The organism is Cellulophaga sp. BC115SP (assembly GCF_009905545.1).
Classification (GTDB): domain Bacteria; phylum Bacteroidota; class Bacteroidia; order Cytophagales; family Spirosomataceae; genus Flectobacillus; species Flectobacillus rivi.
Map to the genome: position 1 here is coordinate 1 of NZ_JAAALB010000001.1, position 19,805 is coordinate 19,805.

A 19,805-nucleotide genomic window follows, 5' to 3' on the forward strand; every position below is an offset into this window, starting at 1 on the left:
TGGAGCTTGGTAACTACAAAACTCTTGCTTCCCTTTCTTTTTACCTAATTTGTCCCATTTTTTAGTAGGGTAGAGTAAATTTAAGCTTTTTTGCCTAATGCCTACGGCTTAAAGCCTAAAAATCCTAAAGCATATTAATGCAATTTTATTTTGCATTAATGTCTATAAACTCAATTGAGTAAGCTTTTCTAAATGGTGATAATCGATACCAAAATAGGCTTTGGTCTGTGCAATTTCTTGCAAAATTTCTTCTTGACGTTTTGGCTTAATTCCAGATTTAATACCTACAACCAAAACGTTTTTGGGCGTGTGTGCATCTGAGATAAATTCAAAAACTTTGGTTTTGTAACCAAAATATTCCAAAATCAATGCACGAATTCCATCTGTTACCATTTCGGCCTGTCGTTCGAGAAAGATGCCGTATTTAGTCAAAAACTTCAATTCATTTTGTGCTTTGTTTTTTTCTATTTCTCTTCTGATTTGTTTGTGGCAACAAGGTGCTACAACAATCAACTCGGCACTAGATTGTAATCCTTTATAAATGGCATCATCAGTAGCGGTATCACAAGCGTGTAAGGCTATCAACATACTGATGTCTTTTTGCTCATAGTCCAAAATGGTTCCTTGTGTAAAACTCAATCCTTCAAAACCTGCATTATGAGCAAATTGATTGCATAAATCAACCATATCCTGACGATATTCCACTCCCTGAACTTGAGTTTTTAAGCCTAAAGTACCGTGTAAATAATCGTACAAAGCAAAGGTCAAATACCCTTTTCCTGAACCCATATCTACCACTTTGTGTAAGTTTTCAATAGCTGAATCTTTAATCAAAGAGCTTAAAATCTCTACATAGTGATTGATTTGACGGTATTTATCTTGAGCATTTTTGAAAACATTACCTTGCTCATCCGTAATTTTCAAATCTACCAGATAGGCTTTTTCTTTTGGCTTTATCAATCTTTTCTTTTCTTTGTCATGCTCCAAAGATGGTTTTGCTATCACACTTGCCGTTTTTTGCTTGAGGATAACTTTTCCATTTTTCAGTGCCTCATATTGCCAATCAGACTCAGTACTCATGAGTGTTGCTACTTTAAACCCTTCTTCCAACCATTCGGCAATGGATTTATAGCCCTCCGCCAAATCGAAGTTTTTAACAATATTCTTGGTTTTATATCGAAAAGTAAACGCTAGTTTTTCAATGTTTTTAATTAAAACTAAACGTATATAAATGTTCTTCAAAGCAGGCTCATTGCCCTGATAATTGCCCAAAGAGACTTTTACCAAAGACTTTTGCTCAACTGCCTGTTGAGTTTGTTCACAAAATTGTGCTATCTGATTTTTCACTAGAATCGTCTTTAAACTTTCAAAGTGCAAAGATACAAAAATAGCCTCGGATTGAGGCTATTTTTGTACTTATCAAAGAAGCTGTTTGGTAAATGGTTATTTCTTCAACCATCCATTTGAATCCATCCAACTTTTCAAACGTTCAAACCATTTATCTGGAGTAGTTTTATTATTCAGACCAAATCCATGACCGCCTTTCGGATAAATATGCAGTTCAGCAGGGACTTTCTTTTCTACCAAAGCATCATAAAATCTCAAAGAGTTCTGCACAGGAACACCGCCATCGTCTTGCGCATGAACCAAAAAACACGGAGGTGTTTGTGGGGTCACTTGCAATTCATTGGAATACAAAGTAACCAAACTTTCTGATGGATTTTTGCCAATCAGTTGTTCCTGTGAACCTCTATGTCCAAAAGGTTTCATCGTGATTACAGGATATAATAATACAGCAAAATCAGGTCGTACATTGCTTTTATCTGCTAATTCGCCTACAGGTTGGGCAAAATGTGTTGCTGTTGTTGCTGCCAAATGTCCACCTGCCGAGAAGCCTAAAATACCCACACGATTGGGGTTAACACCAAAAGATTCAGCCTTCGAACGCACGAATCTCAATGCTTGCTGCGCATCCTGTAAAGGAGCAATTGTTCTGTCCACCTGTTTGGTTGAATCAGGAATACGGTATTTTAAAACAAAGGCGGTCACGCCGATTTTGTTTAACTCCTTTGCCACATCTGAACCTTCATGTGAGGCAGCCAAAATACGATATCCTCCGCCTGGAAATACAATAACAGCTGTTCCATTAGCCGTTTCTTTTGGCGCAGGATAGACAGTGATAGAAGGTATTGAAACCTCTGAAATCCTCAAAATACCGTTTGCATCAGTTGCTGAGCTTTCTGTGTTTTTGTGGGGTTTGGTATTAGGAACCTTTCCTTCATACAAAGGAAACTCCTGAGTTTGTGCTTGTGCCACTTGCATCATGGTCGCTAAACAAATAGAAAATAAAACTTTTTTGATCATAGGTAAATGGAAGTTATTGGTTAACGGATTATCAGCTATCTGAATAGACTCATAATCAAAACGATTCAATAAATAGAAGTGCAGGATGATTATTAATTAAATCTACCCTTACACTTCGGTTAAATAAATGTTTGAGGAAATAGCGGTAAGGTTAGTGAGTGCCTATACTCTGGCTTTCTTTCTATCTTTACCAGTATTTTAAACTAAATTTCATATAAAATCTACTCGTACTTTTTGCCCTCAGAAAAGAGAAGCTATTTTCTTTTTGAAGTAGTAATCAATGCAACTGCCGTTACGATAATTCCACCTGCGACAATCATTAAAGGATGTAACTCCTCTCCTGCCAATAACCATCCCAACAACATTGCTACCAACGGATTGACATAAGTATAGGTTGACACTAAAGTTGGCGGAGCCACCTTGATAAGCCAATTAAATACGTTAAAAGCTACAATTGAGCCAATGACAATCAAATATAATAAGGCAAAAATGGCCGTTGAGGTTACTTCTATTTGAGCAAAATGTTGAAAATCACCTAAAAAGAAGCTTATTATTAACGACAAACCTCCTCCAATCATCATTTGGATACCAGATACTTGCGGTGTTGAATAAGGCAATTTAGCTTTTTTGAGAATGACCATACTGGCATTAAAAGCGATCGTTGCGATTAACATCAATACTACTCCATATATATAGTATTGCTCGTAGCCTTTGAGAGCCAGCTTTTTTAAACTAATCAAAATACCCACCCCAACGATACCTAGTAGCGAACCCAGAATGACTTTGGGTTGTGGCTTTTCAATATTAGAAAACCATAGCATTAACACCAACACCACTGGGCCTAATGCTGAAAACAACGCCGCATAACTCGACGGAATCCATTTGCCTGCAATCGTAAAAAATCCATTTCCCACGGTAATCATTAGTGTACCTGTGAGTGTCATGGTGAGTAAGTGTTTTTTACTAGGCTTAGTATATTTTTTAGCGACTATCGCCCAAATAAATAGTATTGTTCCCGCACATACATTTCTGATTCCAGAGCCCATGACAGGCGGAAAACTTTGCACCATAAAACGAATTGCCAAGTAGGTAGAGCCCCAAACAAAATAAAGGATACCTAAACCTCCCCAAATTTTTAGCTGTTGATTTTGTTCTTTCATCTTGCGAAGTTGGTGATTTTTCTGGAAAGTTTGTGAATTCTTATGCTGGCTGTTTATATTTACTCAAATGAATTTTTTCAAGAACGCCAATTCACTAAAACATTCATTTGGTCATTACCTGCTAAATTGTATTTTTCAACAAACTACCTTTCGCATGAAAAAAATTTCACTATTGAGTATTTTATTGTTTCTAGTAAGTTTTACTTATTCGTCTCTTGCTCAAAAACTTCCGAGTATCTCCGAAAAAACCAAAGGTCTTAAGAAATATGAAGGCTTTTTACCTTTTTATTGGGATGAAGATGCAGGAAAAATCTGGTTACAAATCGACAAGTTCGATAAAGAATTTTTGTATTATTCTTCGTTGCCTGCTGGATTAGGTTCTAATGATATTGGCTTAGACCGTGGATTATTGGGCGATGAAAAAGTAGTATTTTTCCAAAAAATAGGTCGTAAAATTCTGCTTACGCAACCCAACTACAAGTATCGTGCGCTAACTAATGATGCTAACGAAAAACGTGCCGTGCAGCAATCATTTGCTTCATCAACAATTTGGGGATTCGTGGCAGAAGCAGAAGAAGATGGAAAAATTTTGGTTGACGCTACAGACTTTCTCATGAGCGATGTTACGGGTATTGCCGACCGTATAAAAGGAATGAAGCAAGGGAGTTATTCTCTTGACAAATCTCGTTCTGCGATGTATTTGACCAATACAAAAAACTTCCCTCTCAACTCTGAATTTGAAGTTACCATGACTTTTGTAGGTGGAGAAGATGCAGGAGAGTTTGTTCGCTCAGTTGCTCCAAGCCAAGAAGCATTGACATTGCGTGTGCACCATAGTTTTTTGCAATTGCCTGACTCAGACTACAAGCCAAGAGTATTTGATCCTCGCTCAAGCTTCAATGCTATTTCTTATTTCGATTATTCGACGCCTGTATCTGAGCCTATCGACAAGTATTATATCGTTCGTCATAGATTAAAGAAAAAAGACCCGAAAGCTAAAGTTTCAGAAGCGGTTGAACCAATCATTTATTATCTCGACAACGGTACTCCAGAACCCATTCGTTCTGCCTTGATGGAAGGTGCACAATGGTGGAATCAAGCGTATGAGGCGGCTGGTTACAAAAATGCCTTCCAAGTTAAATTATTACCAGACGATGCCGACCCAATGGATGCACGTTATAATGTCATCAACTGGGTTCACCGTAGCACTCGTGGCTGGTCTTATGGTGCTTCTATTATCGACCCACGTACAGGTGAAATTATCAAAGGTCACGTAACATTAGGCTCATTGCGTGTTCGTCAGGATTATTTGATTGCACAAGGTTTGTTATCTCCTTTTGAAAAGGGTGAAAAACTCGACCCTGAAAAAGACCCAATGCTCAAAATGGCATTGACTCGTTTGAAGCAATTAGCTGCGCATGAAGTAGGACATACCTTAGGTTTGATGCACAACTACTCGGCAAGTATCAACAACAGAGCTTCGGTAATGGATTATCCTCACCCAACAGTCAAACTCAATAGCAAAGGAGAAGTAGACCTTTCTGATGCTTATGCTTTGGGTATCGGTGATTGGGATAAATATTCTATTACGTTTGGGTACCAAGATTTTCCTCAAGGTACAGACGAAAAGACGGCTTTGAACAAAATTATTGATGAGGCAAATACGAAAGGATTATTGTTCTTGACAGATATTGACGCTCGTCCAGCAGGAAGCCATAGCCCTACGGCTCACCTTTGGGATAATGGTAAAAACCCAGTTGATGAATTAAACAATACCTTGGCTGTTCGTCAAAAAGCCTTGAGTTCTTTCGGAGAAAATACCATTCGTAAAGGCATGCCAATGTCTCATTTAGAAGATGTTTTGGTGCCAATTTACAATTACCACCGTTATCAAGTAGAGGCAGCTGCCAAAATTATTGGTTCAGTAGATTATCGCTATGCTTTGCGTGGTGACGGACAAAAGCCTAATACTTTGGTTAGTAAAGAAACACAACAAAAAGCGTTGGATGCCGTATTACAGACTCTTTCATCCGAAACCTTGACAATTCCTGAATCGATTATCCAATTGATTCCTGCACGTCCTGCTGGTTATTGGCCAAACCGTGAATTGTTCAAAAAACGTACTGGTCGTGCTTTTGATCCATTGGCAGCGGCAGAATCAGCAGCAGATTTTCCACTTCAATTCTTACTACAACCAGAACGTGCGAGTCGTATGGTCGAATACGAAGCAAGATATAGTAGTTTGGGATTGGAAGAAATGCTGACTCAATTAGTTGAAAAAACTTGGAAAGCGCCTAAAACCACAGGCTTGGCTCGTAAAGTACAGTTTCAAACCGAACAAATCGTATTAACGCATTTGTTGGCATTGAGTGTCAACGAAGCAGCTAATTATCAAGTTCGTGCGGTTTGTGGCAAAGCTATCAAAGATTTGAAAGCCTATATCGAGTCTCAGAAGAATACCAAAGAAAGTGACTATGCTGCGCATTTGGACTATGCTGTTGAAAGAATGAAAAATCCTTCGGCAGCAAAAGTAGCTACTCATAAAGAAATGGCTCCTGGCGCTCCAATTGGTTGTGATGAAGAATAAGGTTAATAAATACTGAGTATTAAACTAAAGTGCTGAATCAGTAATACTAATTCAGCACTTTTATATAAATTTTAGCTTAGTCTAGTAAAACGCATTTTAGATTATTAACTAGGCTATTTCCCTATAATTACCCAAGCCCTGACCGAAATGTTAGGGCTTTTTCTTTACCCAAATAATCATATTCAAAACTTATATTTTACCCATTGGCTCCGCTGAGTGCAGAAAATTCTCTTTTTGTTAATGATTGTTAATGCTGAGCCTTTCACTAAACCCTCAGACTTTTGACATATCAAAGAGACAAAATACAGCGTTAGAGAGCTAAATATCTCAAAATTAAAACAAGTAATAATCCATAATTTTTATAAAGCCATGACTCCAAACTTTGTTAACATTGCTAAACCTACAGTAGGTAAGCAGTCTTTCTTAAAACCTATTCTTACTTTCGTTTTAACTGGTGCATTAATAAGCACCTTGACTTCAGCTCAAGCACAACGTGGTCATGAAGATCGTCGTGATTCTGATTATCGCTACGACAAAAAAGATCGTGACAATCGTGGAAATGATAGACGTGACGATAACCGCCGAAACGACAATCGTCGCGATGAATATCGTAGAGATGAGTATCGTCGTGATGACCGTCGTGGACCAGACCGTGTAGTGGTAGTTGATCGTGCCCGTCCAAACTGGCAATATGCTAATATTCCTAGTCGCAATGCTCATTACAACGCATTGCCTACAGGTCATTTGAGTATTAACTTCGGTGGTATCCGATTTGCTTATCATCAAGGGGTATTTTACAAACCTTACAATTCAGAATACGTTGTTTGTCAAGCGCCAGTAGGGATTCGTGTCAATGTATTACCAAGAGATTACCGTAGAGTCGTAATCAGAAATGTTGACTATTACTACTATAATGGAACTTACTATCGTCCTTATGGCAATGAATACGCTACTGTGGCCCCTCCGATTGGTGCGTTGGTGGAGAGTATTCCTGGTGGATACGAAAAACTCATGATTAACGGTGAAACCTATTATGTAGTAGATGGCATTCAGTACAGAGCCGTTTTAAACCGTGGCGAAATCTGGTACGAAGTAATCAAAATCATGTAAGAATGATGCTGTAGGCTGTAAGCTTTAGGCAGTAGGCAAAAAGTTCTAAAGAACCGCAAACCTATTTTTGCAGAAAGCCCAAACACTCAAGTAATCGTGCAAAATACAATTAAGTGATGGTGAAATCAAAGTGTTGAAAATTGGAATCCTATATTTCATAATTCATCATTAATACTTTATATAACGAGGCAGTCTTTTAAGGCTGCCTTTTTTATTTATCTAAACCTTATTTTTTCAACAATCCAATAAGTAGTAAAATATTATGAAAAAATTTAACTATTCGATAAATTAGCGTTTATTCACTAAACATCGTTCATCAACTCCCTAAATAGTATTGATTATGGAAAGGTATGGTCAGATTCTAAATTTTGCGATGCCAATTTTTTTATTGTTGGTATTACTGGAAAAAACCTACGGTTGGTTCAAATACAAGGATACCTTCAAGCCCATGGATATGCTTTCGAGTTTGAGTTCGGGCTATACTAACATTATCAAAGATGTTCTGGGAATCAGTATTTCCATTATTACCTACGAATGGATGGTAAAACATTGGGCGATTTACCATTTAGAATCTACGTGGGCGATTTATATAACAGCTTTTATTGCCCTAGATTTTACAGGGTATTGGGGACATCGCCTGAGTCATCAGATCAATTTTCTGTGGAATCAACACCTGATTCATCATAGTAGCGAGGAGTTTAATTTGGCTTGTGCTCTACGTCAAAGTATCTCGACTTTTATCAATTTCTTTACTATTTTTTTACTACCTGCTGCGCTTTTGGGTGTGCCAAGTATTGTGATTGCCACAGTAGCGCCTTTGCATTTGTTTGCTCAATTTTGGTATCATACGACCTATATTAATCGCATGGGTTGGTTAGAATATATCTTGGTAACGCCTTCTCACCACCGAGTTCATCATTCTATTAATCCTGAATACATTGATAAAAACCATTCACAGATTTTTATTTTTTGGGACAAAATGTTTGGTACTTTTCAGGAAGAATTACCCTCTGTTCCATGCGTTTATGGCATTACTGTTCCTGTTCGGACTTGGAATCCCATCAAAATCAATTTTCATCATATCTGGATTTTGATACAAGATGCTTGGCATACCAAAAACTGGGTAGACAGAGCCAGAATTTGGTTTATGCCAACGGGCTGGCGTCCTGATGACGTAAAGGATAAATTTCCTTTGTCCAAAATTGAGGATGTTTATCATTTTCAAAAATACACCCCAGAGACCTCTCGTAAGTTGGTTACTTGGTCGTTTATCCAATTCTTTTTCACCTTTGCTTTAATTGTATATTTCTTTGGACATTTGGCACATATAGGCTCACCTTTGATTTTTGTGTACGGAGGTTTTATTTTTTTGAGCATATATTCTTACACCGAAATGATGGATTTGAATCCACATTCTTTTTGGTATGAATTGTTCAAAAATATTATCGGATTAGGGCTTATAGCCTATTTGGGAGATTGGTTTGGGATGAACCAATATTGGGTCGGAGTTGGATATTTTGTAGGTATTTATTTCGTATTATCTACCGTAATTACAGCTTACTTAGTATATTCAGAGAAAAAGGTTTTTCAGCAAAAAATCTACGCTAACTAGCTTTCAGATTTTGTCTATCAGCTTTCAGATAAAGAGACTTTACTCGAAAGCTGATAGACAATAACCTACTAAACATACATATATACTCCTTGAGAATATTGATGTTTAAAACGTTCAAAAGCCTCTTGCTCCAAACGTTCCTGATGGTCGGGATGAGCCACTTTAATTAACTCTTTAGCTCTTTCCACCAAATTCTTTCCGTATAAATAAGCAATACCAAATTCGGTAATAACATAATGTACGTGTGCACGGGTAGTCACTACGCCTGCACCCTCTTTCAAATGTGAGACAATTTTGGATTCTCCGTCCTTTGTACCTGCTGCCATAGCAATAATAGGTTTTCCTCCTTCTGATAAACCTGCTCCACGCATAAAATCCATCTGTCCACCCACGCCAGAATACATTCTGTAACCAATACTATCCGCGCAGATTTGTCCTGTAATATCAATTTCGATAGCGCTATTGATAGCCGTAACTTTAGGATTTTGACGAATAATGGCAGTATCATTTACATAATCAACTGGTAACATATTAATCAAAGGATTATCATCCACAAAATCATAGAGCTTTTGAGTACCACAAAGGAAAGTCGACACAATTTTTCCTTGATGTTTTTTCTTGAAACGACCTGTTATTACCCCTTTTTCAACTAAAGGAATAATGCCGTCTGAAAACATTTCGGTATGGATTCCTAAATCTTTATGATTTTCTAAAGCTGCCAATACAGCATTAGGAATACTCCCAATACCCATTTGAAGAGTTGCGCCATCCTCCACTAAAGACGCCACATTATTTCCAATTCTTTGCTCTATTTCCGACGGTGTTCCCCAAGTTACTTGATGTAGTGGTTGGTCAAATGGTACCAAATAATCAATTTTACTCACATGAATTTGACTATCGCCTAAGGTTCTAGGCATAAAGCGATTGACTTGCGCAATGACCACTTTAGCCGATTCGAGAGCAGCTAAAGTTGCGTCAAGAGATGTACCTAATGAACAAAATCCATTTTTATCAGGTGTTGAAACCGTGATAAGAGCTACATCTAAATTGATAATTTTTTGACGGAATAAACGAGGTATTTCAGACAAAAAAACGGGTATATAACTACCACGTCCTTCGGCAATAGCTTTACGAACATTTTTACCAATAAAGAAAGCGTTTGTATGAAAAATCCCTTCAAATTCTGGTCTCGTATAGGGTGCATCGCCTTCGGTATGTAAATGATATATTTCAACATTTTGGAGGTGATTGGCCAACTTCACCATTTCTTGAAGCAGATGTTGTGGCGCTCCTGCCACACTATGCACATAGACTTTATCACCAGATTTAATAACTTTGAGAGCATGTTCAGCAGATGTAATCGACATAAGTATGTAATTTTGAGGTTGGGATAGAAATTAATTTTGTGACGGCAAGTTGGAGGAATAGTTTGGTCTTCAGAATGACTTTAGTCATTTAAAATACCTTTTTCTATCAGCTAATTTTTGTACAATTCCGATATTTATTTTACCTAACAGCTTAATTTTGAACCTATTCGCTAATTTATTATCAATAAATAACCAAGAAACCGTAAATTTAACATGGAAACCAACTTCATGCCCCTACACATCACTCGTCTTTGGAAGAATATTGCTGGTCAAGGTTCAAGAAGAAAAAGGAATCGTTTTAGGGAAATGTATAAACTTCATTTGGGAGTCACTTCTGATGAATACTTCTACCAAATCATGCGTGGAGAAGTAAAAATTCCAGAACCCGATATTCAATATTGTGAAACTTTAATTCGAAATATTAAACAACAGCGATAGCCTATGAGATTCATTCTACTTCTATGTTTACTATTGGCTCAAAATGTGTTGGGGCAATCGTTAAAAAAAAGTTTGGATTCAACGATTTCTCATCATTTTGCAGGAAAAGAGGCGGGCGGTGCATTCATGATTATTGAAAACACTAAACTTCTTTATGAAAAAGGTTTTGGCTTCGCTGATATATCTCAAAAACTTGCCAATACTCCCTTCACGAATTTTAGATTAGCCTCAATGTCAAAACAGTTTACGGCTGCTGCCATTGTTTTATTAGAAAAAAAAGGATTGATAAGTTATGAGGATAAGCTCAGTAAATTTTTCCCTCAATTCGACGGAGTAGTTTCCAATCGCATCAAAATCAAACACTTACTTACTCATAGTTCGGGGGTATTAGATTACGAGAGCTTAATACCGCCTAATCGTCAGATACAAATTAAGGATGCGGATGTAGTAAGTTTAATAGCGACAGAAAATAAGCTCTACTTTGAGCCAGGTACAGAGTTTAGATATAGTAATTCTGGTTATTGTCTATTGGCACAAATTATCGAAGTGACCACTGGAATCCCTTTTGATTTATTTGTTACCGAAAATATTTTCAAACCTCTCAAGCTCAAAAATACCTATTACTATAATGTTCATTCCAAAATGCCTCTTCGTGCTTTAGGATATGCTCTCAACCCCAGCAATCAAGTAATTTTGGCAGACCAAAGTGTTACAAGCGCCACCAAGGGCGATGGCTGCATTTATACCAACTTAAAAGATTTTCAAGTTTGGAATGAATCTTTGGTTAATAATACTTTATTTAATTTGTTCGAAGAACTTCAAAAAGTTCAAGCAAACGCTCTACCCAATAGTCCTTTAAAGTATGGCTTGGGATGGTTTTTTACCCAGCAAGATAAAACTTGGGAGCTGTATCATTCAGGCAGTACCTCGGGTTTCAGTAATGGTGTACTATGGTTACCACAGAAAAAAATCTTAATGATATATCTAACCAATCTTGCTGATAATCATGTCATTGAGGAAAAAATCATACAAGTTCTTAAAACACATAAGATTTTAAACAACACTTTCGATTTTCGCAAAGCCCTGTCTCTTACCCGATAGAGCACTATTTCTGCAAAGCAAACTGGGAAGGTTGTACTTGCTTTAGTTTTTTAAATACCCGTCCAAAATAGGATACATTATTAAATCCGCTTTCAAAACAAGCATCGGCTACCGTACGCCCTTCATTGAGTAACTTACAAGCATAATTGACACGATATTCATTCACAAAATCAGTAAATGTCTGATTAAGGTTTTTCTTAAAATAATTACAAAAAGCAGGCACAGTCAAGTTGGCTAATTCAGCCACTTTTTGAATCTCGATTTCTGTAGTAAAATTTTCTTCTACAAACTGATAGATTTTGCGCAAACGAAGTTGATCACGCATACCAAAGTCATAGCGCGTTTCTCTTTTATTTAATAGCTCAAACTCTTTTGAATTAGACAAAAATTCCAACAGATTCAACAAATAAACCATCCGTTGAAAGGGCGGTATCTCTTTTATTTTAAGTAGTTCCTCTGAAACTATTTGCTTAGTTGCGCCATCAAATTTGATACCCTGTAAGCCTCGTTCTAATAGTTTCTTGATGCTTTTCATCTCGGGTTTATGTAAAAATCCATCTCCCAAAAAATCAGGCATAAACTGTATTACCACTTCTTCATGCTCACCAATAGCCCCAAATCCAAAGCCTCCATGGGGGACATTTGACCCAATTAACACCAAATCTCCTTCCTGATAATAACTTAAATGATTGCCCACATGGCGCCGACCGTTACCACCATATACACAAACAATCTCAATTTCGGGATGATAATGATAGTCCCATGCAAAATCTTCTGCTTTGACTCTTTGGTGTAATAATCTAAATGAGCTGCCTTCATCTGCTTGTATTCTTTCGTAGCCTGTCTTCATTGGTTTAGTATTAATTTTTACAGAAGTTCCATCTTTTATCTTTAAAACACTCATTACCAAAGCATAACGAAATAATTTTCTAGCAATGAAAGAATAATGAAAACTTCTAATAAAACCTGATTATTCATCATTTCTCAAAATTATATAGAAAAATATTAATACAGTACTAATAATGAGTAATAAAAGAGTAGTTATCCGCTAAAAATACAAGCTAAATTTGTACGTCATTAACCATTTATATAATTTATCTAAGAAAGCGGACTCACAGTCCGCTTTTATTTCTCAATCTAATAACACCCAATGGCTCACTGGCGACTCAAACTCTCCCTTTTTATTAATTACTTCTTATTTGCCATGCTACTCAACAGTGTGGGTACGGTGATATTGCAGGTACAATCTACCTACCATATTTCCGAATCCTCTGCTGGTATTTTAGAGGCCTTTAAGGATTTGAGTATCGCCATCATGTCATTTGTTATGGCTTCATTTATTGGTCGTTTAGGGTATAAAAAAGCCATGTTACTAGCATTGGGATTAGTCGCAGGAGCAAGTATTGCCATGCCCTTGATGAATACCTTTTGGATGACCAAGTTACTATTTGCCACTGTTGGTATTTCATTCGCTTTAATCAAGGTTTCAGTATATGCCACCATCGGTTTAGTAACCAAAGACGAAGGAGAGCATATTAGTTTTATGAACTTCATCGAATCATTTTTTATGATTGGAATCTTACTAGGCAACTTCATCTTTAGTCTTTTTATTGATGACACCAATCCTAGTTCAAGTTCATGGACCCAAGTATATTATTGGTTAGCAGGCTTAGCCATTATTGCTTTTTTGCTATTATACACCACTCCAGTTTCAGAAACTACCAATAATGATTCTCAAAGCGAAAGTAGTTCTTTTGGCGAAATGTTTCGTTTGGCAATTGTGCCAGTGGTGCTAGTATTCGTGGCAAGTGCATTTATCTATGTACTTATCGAGCAAAGTATTATGAGTTGGTTGCCAACTTTCAACAATAAAGTACTTCATTTACCTGCAACACTGAGTGTACAAATGGCAAGTATTCTCACAGCTTCAGCAGCCTTAGGTCGCTTTTTCGCAGGAATTTTATTACGAAAATTCCCTTGGTTATTCGTCTTAACTATATGTATAATCGCAGCTGGTAGTCTTGTTATTTTAGCATTACCGCTTGCACAAAATTTAGGAAATGAAGCCATTACGGGCTGGGGAAATGCCCCTTTAGTGGCATTTGTATTTCCACTCATTGGATTTTTAATAGCGCCTATCTATCCCGCAATCAACTCTATTATTCTAAGTACCTTACCACAAAAACAACATGGGCTTATGTCTGGCCTTATTGTTATTTTCTCAGCGCTTGGCGGTACAACTGGTTCATTTATTACTGGTCATATCTTCGAAGCTTTTGGAGGTCAGACAGCCTTTTATTTCTCATTGATTCCAATGGGAATTTTAGTAACACTTTTGTTTTTTTTCAAAAAAATACAATCTCGCTACCAAAGCAATCCCATTGACTTTGGCAAAGGTGGCGGTAGCCATTAACCATTTTTTATAAACAATACCTTTTAAAATGAATACGCACGCTGAGTATCTGGAGTTAAGTGCGTTCGAAGAGTTATTCGAAGACGTACAGCTGAGTGGGATTTTTCCCGATTCCAAAACATTTAACGATTGTGTGCCTCGGTTTGAAAAAGACCACATTCTGAATGCCTATCGAGAGCAAAAACTATTTTTACGATTTGATTTAAAAGAATTTATTGAGCATAATTTTATACTAACCACTCAAAAAGCAACTGAGTACACCAGTGATTCCGCAAAGCCTATCGAGCAACACATAGATGGGCTTTGGGCGGTTCTTACACGACAACCCGACCAAGTGGGCGGTTCTTTAATTCCATTACCTTATCCTTACATAGTCCCAGGTGGACGCTTTCAAGAAATTTACTACTGGGATTCCTATTTTACCATGTTAGGACTTTCAGTAAGTGGGCGATTTGACTTGATTGAGAATATGGTTGATAATTTCTCTTTTCTCATCAAGACATTAGGTCATATTCCAAACGGCAATCGAGCTTATTATATCAGTCGTTCGCAACCACCATTTTTCACCTTAATGGTTGAACTTCTTCAAGAAGATTCTAATCATGATTTGTACTTGAAATATCTATCGTCTATTGAAAAGGAATATAACTTCTGGATGAGTGGGTTTGACTCCTTGGAAAATGAGTGGCAAGCACATCGACGAGTTGTAAAAGGACCTAAAGGCGCTCTATTAAATCGTTATTATGATGATAGAGATACTCCACGACCTGAAGCATACAAGGAAGACATCGAAATTGCCCATGCTTCACTTAGAAAATCGTCCGAAGTGTACAGAGATCTCCGTGCCGCTGCCGAATCTGGATGGGATTTTAGTAGTCGTTGGTTAGCCGATGGAAAGCACTTGGAACAAATTATTACAACTCAAATTATTCCTATTGACTTAAATTGTTTGCTTTATCATATAGAAACGATTTTGGAACAATCCTATCAGAAGTTAGGAGATGTAGAGCAACAAGAAAAATATGCAATTCGAGCACAAAAGCGTAAAAATGCTATTTTGGAGTTATGCTGGAACCAAGAAAAACAACTCTTTTTTGATTACAATTTCTATCAACAAACACAAACACAAGTAGAATCTTTGGCAAGTGCATTTCCACTTTTCTTTAAAATAGCTACCAAAGATCAAGCCTCCGCCATGGCATTGAGTCTAGAAATAAAGTTCTTAAAAGATGGAGGGCTTGTTACAACGACACTACACACTGGACAACAATGGGATTCGCCAAATGGTTGGGCTCCGCTTCAGTGGATAGTCTACAAAGGACTTAAGTTGTACAAACACGATGCTCTGGCCTTAAAGATTCGAGAGTCTTGGCTAGAAACCAACCAAAAAGTATATACTCAAACAGGTAAAATGACCGAAAAGTATAATGTCGTCAATACTACTTTACACGGTGGTGGTGGCGAATATCCAAATCAGGATGGTTTTGGTTGGACCAACGGAGTATTCTTAAAACTTCTCAGTGACATTTAATACTCAAAAGCCTCGTTCTAATCACGAGGCTTTTGCTTTTTACCGTTTACAAAATTTTCAATAATAGAAAAGTTTATACTACGTTGGTTTAAGAGAAAGATAAATCTTTATAGCCAAAGATTTTTGAATCAACATTCTTGTAGTTGTAATCTGAAACCCTTTACAAAATCAAATACTTTTTGCTTGCTTCTTTGTGAAGAAAGTCACTATTTGCAAATTGGAAAAACTTTAAAACTTTAAAAATGAAAAAAGTACTATTTATTGGTGGCATTTTATTGCTATCTATAACCACATTCGCTCAAAAAAAGAAAGCTCCTAAAAAAGGTAATTCCAAAACCACTGTTGCAGTAGATTCAACCAATTTATTAAATGTTAATCCACTTAAGCCTAACCAATCACAGTCAGAGGATTATGTTACAGCAAGCTTAATTTCGAAGGATTTATCCTCGAATAAAAATGGGCAAAAGCAATATTACGACTCATATAAAATTACGTTACATGCTGGTGAAGAAATGATCATCGAGCACCAGTCTAGCGATTTTAGAGTTATGCTAGGGCTCAAAAGTCCTAGTAAATCGGTAAATACCGAGTTTAGTTATGATGCCAATCCTTTTAGTGGCAATAGTTTTAATAAATTTCATTTTACAGCTCCTACAACAGGCACCTATACCTTACTGGCAACATCGATGGACGCAGGTCAGGTAGGACGTTATTCGATTCGAAAAACTATTTATGCTCCAAATGCACTAGAATCGAAGGTAGATGCTACACTTTCTAAAAACTTTAAAGCTTTACTTGCTTCCAAAAAAGGGAAATTTAAAGATATTTTAGGAGAAAAAATCAAGGTAGCTCGTAAAGAGAAAGCAATGGATAAAGCTACAGGTCAAGATAAATATAATACCAAAGCTGAGCTTCTTTCGGGCAAAGCGGGAATCATCGTACTAGAGAATGAAGGTCAAAGCGTTAGCTATAAATCAGTGCTTCTGGAATCTGAAAATGAAGAAGATGTAAAAAATCAGTTTCAGCAATTGGTCAAGCAATTCCAGATTTTAACTAGAAGTTGGCTTGAACAACCTTCTACTGAACTAAGTTATAGTGCTTCTACTGACCAAGATATGGTTTCTTTAAACATTAGCTCAACAGAGGATAAAAAGAAAAAAAAGAAATTATATCAGCTAAATTTTAGCCTAAATTAGACTGTATCATACTTACTGATAAATAAAAAAGGTAGAAATTCTACCTTTTTTTTATTTATGGTAAATCCAAAATACATAAACAATCGTATATCTTTTAAACAAGAACTAATAATGATAAATACCATTTTGTTTTGGGCTTGGATTGCATGGAGTTTACCAATGAGTATATATAGAAGTCAATTTAGAAAGATAGTTTACCAAGACAATCATTGGAGTATCAATATTAAACCATACTTCCTGAAAGAACTAAAAGGGTTATTGGGTAATATATATCCTCATAATCCTGAGTATATTCAGAAAAGAAACTTTTACAGGTTCTACTTAATGATATATATCACTTTAGGAATATGCTATTTTTTGAGCAAAACCTAATAAATATAAACAAAAAAGCCCGACACTACGAGCATCGAGCTTTCTGAATTATAATCCTTACTTTGTTTATTTTTAGTACCTTATATAAAAAAAATTATATTCCTTGATAAATCAGTGATAGGGCTCATGAAAATGCTAGCTTTATCACTAGTTGCTATTATTTACGATGCAATATACTAAATAACTATGAAATAAAAATAATTCCCTATAAAATTTCTAGATACACTCTCCTTTATGATTTTTTTAATTATCATAGAAAAATCATGCTACATGCAGAATTATTAGTGAATTATGACAGATACCACTAACTTATACGACTAGTCTTACTCTTCAACACTCCATATCCTAAAGTTATAGTCAAAAAAGTATATTTATCGTTAATATTTATTTAATAGACATTAACAAGAAGCCTTGCGGATAAGTATAATTATCTATCTTCAATGAAGCTAGGCAATTGTATTTCTTCTAGGTAGTAATCACCATAGTTTGTATAGCAATAGTCGTGCTAAACTTTTTAGGGTCATTAAAAAACCGAGTCATCCAATAAATCAGGGCGACGTTGTTTGGTTCGTTCAATAGCCTGCTCAAAACGCCATTCAATAATTTTTGCTTCATGACCTGATAATAATATCTCAGGAATCTGATGTCCTTCAAATTCTGCCGGTCGAGTATATACAGGAGGAGCTAATAAGTTATCTTGAAATGAATCTGTAAGCGCCGAAGTTTCATCATTTAACACCCCAGGAATCAAACGAATAATGGCATCAGCACAAACGGCAGCAGCTAATTCGCCACCTGAAAGCACAAAATCTCCTATCGATATTTCTTTTGTCACAAACAAATCTCTAACACGTTGGTCAACACCCTTGTAATGCCCACATAGGAAAATTAAGTTACCTTTCAACGAAAGAGTATTGGCAATACGCTGATTAAAAGGCTCACCATCAGGAGTCATATAAATTACCTCATCGTAAGTTCTTTGGCTTTGTAAATGACGAATACATCTAGCTATTGGTTCGATACTTAACACCATACCTGCCCCACCCCCAAAAGCGTAATCATCTACTTGACGATGCTTACTTAATGAATAATCACGAAGGTCGTGCAATACCACTTCCACGTGCCCAGCCTCAGCACCTCTCTTGATGATGGAATGAGCAAAAAAGCTTTCCATTAATTTAGGTACAACCGAAATAATATCAATACGCATACTTAGTAAGAGTTTGGGTTAGTCATTCAAATACACATCCAACAAGCCTTCTGGCAGATTCACTTGCAATGTTTGTGCTTCTTTATCTGCGCCTAAAACGATTTCTGGATCCACAGGGATTAGCACTTCTTTATTTTGGTATGACATTACTAACAAATCTTGTGCTTGCATCGCATAAACTGTTTGCACAAGACCAAGAGGGCCAAGTTTCTCATCTATTACTTGAAAACCTATCACTTCATGATAATAGAATTGCTCACCATCTAGTTCTGGCAATACTTCCAAAGGCAAAAATGCTTGAAGATTCAACAACTCTTCTGCTTTTTCGAAAGTGTCACAATCTTCAAATTTTACAATAGCGCGGTTTCCTCTTAGCTGATAAGAGTCCATAAAGAAGGGTACTAATTCACCTCTTACTTCAAGAAATACGCTATCCATTTCCTCATAATCTTCAGGAAAGTCAACGTCTAACCACAGAATAACTTCTCCTTTTACCCCGTGAGTTTTGGTAATTTTACCTAATTCAAAACAATCTTCTTTAGTCATTGTAGTATTTTATAGTATGGCTAACTTATGCAAATTATGAGTTTGTATAAGGCCTTAAAATCAGTATAAACAAAAAAATGATACAAATCTAGAATAATAATAGATTTGTATCATTTAATATAGGTAATGTCTTTTGAGAATTACTCTGCAGACTCTTCAGCAGCTTCTTGAGATGCTTCTTCAGCAGCAGGAGCTTCTTCAACTACAGCGTTTTTCTTTGCAATAGCTTCAGCACGAGCAGCATTTACTTTAGCTTCATCAGCTAAACGAGCAGCTTTCTCAGCTTCTTTCTTAGAAAGTAATGAATCAGCTTTTCCAGAGATTTTAGAATCTTTAACATTCTTCCACTCACTGAATTTAGCGTCAGCAGTTTCTTGAGAAATAGCGCCTTTGTTAACACCTACTTGCAAATGTTTTTTCAACAATACGCCTTTGTATGACAAAATCGCACGAGCAGTATCAGTCGGCTGAGCACCGTTCAATACCCATTGCAAAGCTTTATCATCATTAAGATTGATGCTTGCAGGGTTTGTGTTTGGGTTGTATGTACCGATTTTTTCGATGAAACGACCATCACGAGGAGCTCTAGCATCTGCTACTACGATATCGAAAATCGCTAATTTTTTACGTCCACGACGTGCTAATCTAATTTTAACAGCCATTTTTTATTTACTTTTTAGTGAAGGAACCCGTCCCTCGGTTATGGTATTTGTAAATTGGAGTGCAAAGATAATCAAAATTACGCAGTTAGCAAGGTTCTTTGGGAAAAATCTCAAAAAAGTATTCAAAATTATATAA

Annotated in this window: 16 protein-coding genes; 8 read left to right on the top strand and 8 right to left on the bottom strand. The window is 36.6% G+C overall.

From position 1 onward, the window contains the following. Positions 1-162: 162 nt before the first annotated feature. The 3 genes from GVN22_RS00005 to GVN22_RS00015 form a co-directional block, all read right to left on the bottom strand. A complete protein-coding gene (locus GVN22_RS00005; RefSeq protein ID WP_205690733.1) occupies positions 163-1,347 on the bottom strand; it encodes an SAM-dependent methyltransferase in 1,185 nt (394 codons plus the stop codon). Positions 1,348-1,443: 96 nt separating this feature from the next. After that, positions 1,444-2,364 (bottom strand): alpha/beta hydrolase, encoded by a 921-nt coding sequence (locus GVN22_RS00010; RefSeq protein WP_166549020.1) that lies wholly within the window; start codon positions 2,362-2,364, stop codon positions 1,444-1,446. Between the two features lie 254 nt (positions 2,365-2,618). Next, positions 2,619-3,524 carry an EamA family transporter gene (locus GVN22_RS00015; RefSeq protein WP_166549021.1) on the bottom strand — a complete coding sequence of 302 codons (906 nt, stop codon included), beginning with the start codon at positions 3,522-3,524 and terminating at the stop codon, positions 2,619-2,621. Between the two features lie 154 nt (positions 3,525-3,678). Between GVN22_RS00015 and GVN22_RS00020 the strand changes: the two genes are divergently transcribed. The 3 genes from GVN22_RS00020 (at position 3,679) to GVN22_RS00030 (ending at position 8,833) form a co-directional block, all read left to right on the top strand. Then, positions 3,679-6,111, top strand: a complete 2,433-nt coding sequence (locus GVN22_RS00020) for a zinc-dependent metalloprotease (protein WP_166549022.1) — start codon at positions 3,679-3,681, stop codon at positions 6,109-6,111. Between the two features lie 369 nt (positions 6,112-6,480). Next, positions 6,481-7,221 (top strand): DUF6515 family protein, encoded by a 741-nt coding sequence (locus tag GVN22_RS00025; RefSeq protein WP_166549023.1) that lies wholly within the window; start codon positions 6,481-6,483, stop codon positions 7,219-7,221. A 340-nt stretch (positions 7,222-7,561) separates the two neighbouring features. Continuing rightward, entirely contained in the window at positions 7,562-8,833 is a 1,272-nt protein-coding gene (locus GVN22_RS00030; protein ID WP_166549024.1) for a sterol desaturase family protein, read from the top strand. A 68-nt stretch (positions 8,834-8,901) separates the two neighbouring features. Here GVN22_RS00030 and GVN22_RS00035 read toward each other — a convergent pair whose 3' ends face one another. After that, positions 8,902-10,200 (bottom strand): acetyl-CoA hydrolase/transferase family protein, encoded by a 1,299-nt coding sequence (locus GVN22_RS00035; protein WP_166549025.1) that lies wholly within the window; start codon positions 10,198-10,200, stop codon positions 8,902-8,904. A gap of 213 nt (positions 10,201-10,413) precedes the next feature. Here GVN22_RS00035 and GVN22_RS00040 point away from each other — a divergent pair, with 213 nt between their 5' ends. Both GVN22_RS00040 and GVN22_RS00045 read left to right on the top strand, forming a co-directional pair. Continuing rightward, positions 10,414-10,638 (top strand): hypothetical protein, encoded by a 225-nt coding sequence (locus GVN22_RS00040; RefSeq protein WP_166549026.1) that lies wholly within the window; start codon positions 10,414-10,416, stop codon positions 10,636-10,638. Positions 10,639-10,641: 3 nt separating this feature from the next. Further along, positions 10,642-11,739 (top strand): serine hydrolase, encoded by a 1,098-nt coding sequence (locus tag GVN22_RS00045; RefSeq protein ID WP_166549027.1) that lies wholly within the window; start codon positions 10,642-10,644, stop codon positions 11,737-11,739. A gap of 4 nt (positions 11,740-11,743) precedes the next feature. On the opposite strand, the gene GVN22_RS00050 is transcribed toward GVN22_RS00045, so the two are convergent. Then, positions 11,744-12,589, bottom strand: a complete 846-nt coding sequence (locus tag GVN22_RS00050) for an AraC family transcriptional regulator (protein ID WP_166549028.1) — start codon at positions 12,587-12,589, stop codon at positions 11,744-11,746. Positions 12,590-12,889: 300 nt separating this feature from the next. On the opposite strand from GVN22_RS00050, the gene GVN22_RS00055 reads away from it, so the two are divergent. The 3 genes from GVN22_RS00055 (at position 12,890) to GVN22_RS00065 (ending at position 16,879) form a co-directional block, all read left to right on the top strand. Next, a complete protein-coding gene (locus tag GVN22_RS00055; protein ID WP_166549029.1) occupies positions 12,890-14,152 on the top strand; it encodes a sugar MFS transporter in 1,263 nt (420 codons plus the stop codon). Positions 14,153-14,180: 28 nt separating this feature from the next. Further along, on the top strand, positions 14,181-15,683 hold the full coding sequence (gene treF, locus GVN22_RS00060) for an alpha,alpha-trehalase TreF (RefSeq protein ID WP_166549030.1): 1,503 nt from the start codon (positions 14,181-14,183) through the stop codon (positions 15,681-15,683). A gap of 242 nt (positions 15,684-15,925) precedes the next feature. Then, on the top strand, positions 15,926-16,879 hold the full coding sequence (locus GVN22_RS00065; RefSeq protein WP_166549031.1) for a hypothetical protein: 954 nt from the start codon (positions 15,926-15,928) through the stop codon (positions 16,877-16,879). Between the two features lie 895 nt (positions 16,880-17,774). Here the strand turns inward: GVN22_RS00065 and trmD are convergent. The 3 genes from trmD to GVN22_RS00080 form a co-directional block, all read right to left on the bottom strand. Continuing rightward, positions 17,775-18,461 carry a tRNA (guanosine(37)-N1)-methyltransferase TrmD gene (gene trmD, locus GVN22_RS00070; RefSeq protein ID WP_166549032.1) on the bottom strand — a complete coding sequence of 229 codons (687 nt, stop codon included), beginning with the start codon at positions 18,459-18,461 and terminating at the stop codon, positions 17,775-17,777. 18 nt (positions 18,462-18,479) lie between these two features. Continuing rightward, positions 18,480-19,007: a ribosome maturation factor RimM gene (gene rimM, locus GVN22_RS00075; protein WP_166549033.1), complete on the bottom strand. Its 528-nt coding sequence runs from the start codon at positions 19,005-19,007 to the stop codon at positions 18,480-18,482. A gap of 140 nt (positions 19,008-19,147) precedes the next feature. Further along, positions 19,148-19,669, bottom strand: coding sequence for a 30S ribosomal protein S16 (locus GVN22_RS00080; protein ID WP_166549034.1), 522 nt, complete (start codon positions 19,667-19,669; stop codon positions 19,148-19,150). Between the last annotated feature and the right edge of the window lie 136 nt (positions 19,670-19,805).

Bases quoted from the DNA above. Each gene is read 5' to 3' on its own strand.
- GVN22_RS00010 (WP_166549020.1), bottom strand. From the start codon at position 2,364: ATGATCAAAAAAGTTTTATTTTCTATTTGTTTAGCGACCATGATGCAA.
- GVN22_RS00015 (WP_166549021.1), bottom strand. From the start codon at position 3,524: ATGAAAGAACAAAATCAACAGCTAAAAATTTGGGGAGGTTTAGGTATC.
- GVN22_RS00020 (WP_166549022.1), top strand. From the start codon at position 3,679: ATGAAAAAAATTTCACTATTGAGTATTTTATTGTTTCTAGTAAGTTTT.
- GVN22_RS00025 (WP_166549023.1), top strand. From the start codon at position 6,481: ATGACTCCAAACTTTGTTAACATTGCTAAACCTACAGTAGGTAAGCAG.
- GVN22_RS00030 (WP_166549024.1), top strand. From the start codon at position 7,562: ATGGAAAGGTATGGTCAGATTCTAAATTTTGCGATGCCAATTTTTTTA.
- GVN22_RS00035 (WP_166549025.1), bottom strand. From the start codon at position 10,200: ATGTCGATTACATCTGCTGAACATGCTCTCAAAGTTATTAAATCTGGT.
- GVN22_RS00040 (WP_166549026.1), top strand. From the start codon at position 10,414: ATGGAAACCAACTTCATGCCCCTACACATCACTCGTCTTTGGAAGAAT.
- GVN22_RS00045 (WP_166549027.1), top strand. From the start codon at position 10,642: ATGAGATTCATTCTACTTCTATGTTTACTATTGGCTCAAAATGTGTTG.
- GVN22_RS00050 (WP_166549028.1), bottom strand. From the start codon at position 12,589: ATGAAGACAGGCTACGAAAGAATACAAGCAGATGAAGGCAGCTCATTT.
- GVN22_RS00055 (WP_166549029.1), top strand. From the start codon at position 12,890: ATGGCTCACTGGCGACTCAAACTCTCCCTTTTTATTAATTACTTCTTA.
- treF (WP_166549030.1), top strand. From the start codon at position 14,181: ATGAATACGCACGCTGAGTATCTGGAGTTAAGTGCGTTCGAAGAGTTA.
- GVN22_RS00065 (WP_166549031.1), top strand. From the start codon at position 15,926: ATGAAAAAAGTACTATTTATTGGTGGCATTTTATTGCTATCTATAACC.
- trmD (WP_166549032.1), bottom strand. From the start codon at position 18,461: ATGCGTATTGATATTATTTCGGTTGTACCTAAATTAATGGAAAGCTTT.
- rimM (WP_166549033.1), bottom strand. From the start codon at position 19,007: ATGACTAAAGAAGATTGTTTTGAATTAGGTAAAATTACCAAAACTCAC.
- GVN22_RS00080 (WP_166549034.1), bottom strand. From the start codon at position 19,669: ATGGCTGTTAAAATTAGATTAGCACGTCGTGGACGTAAAAAATTAGCG.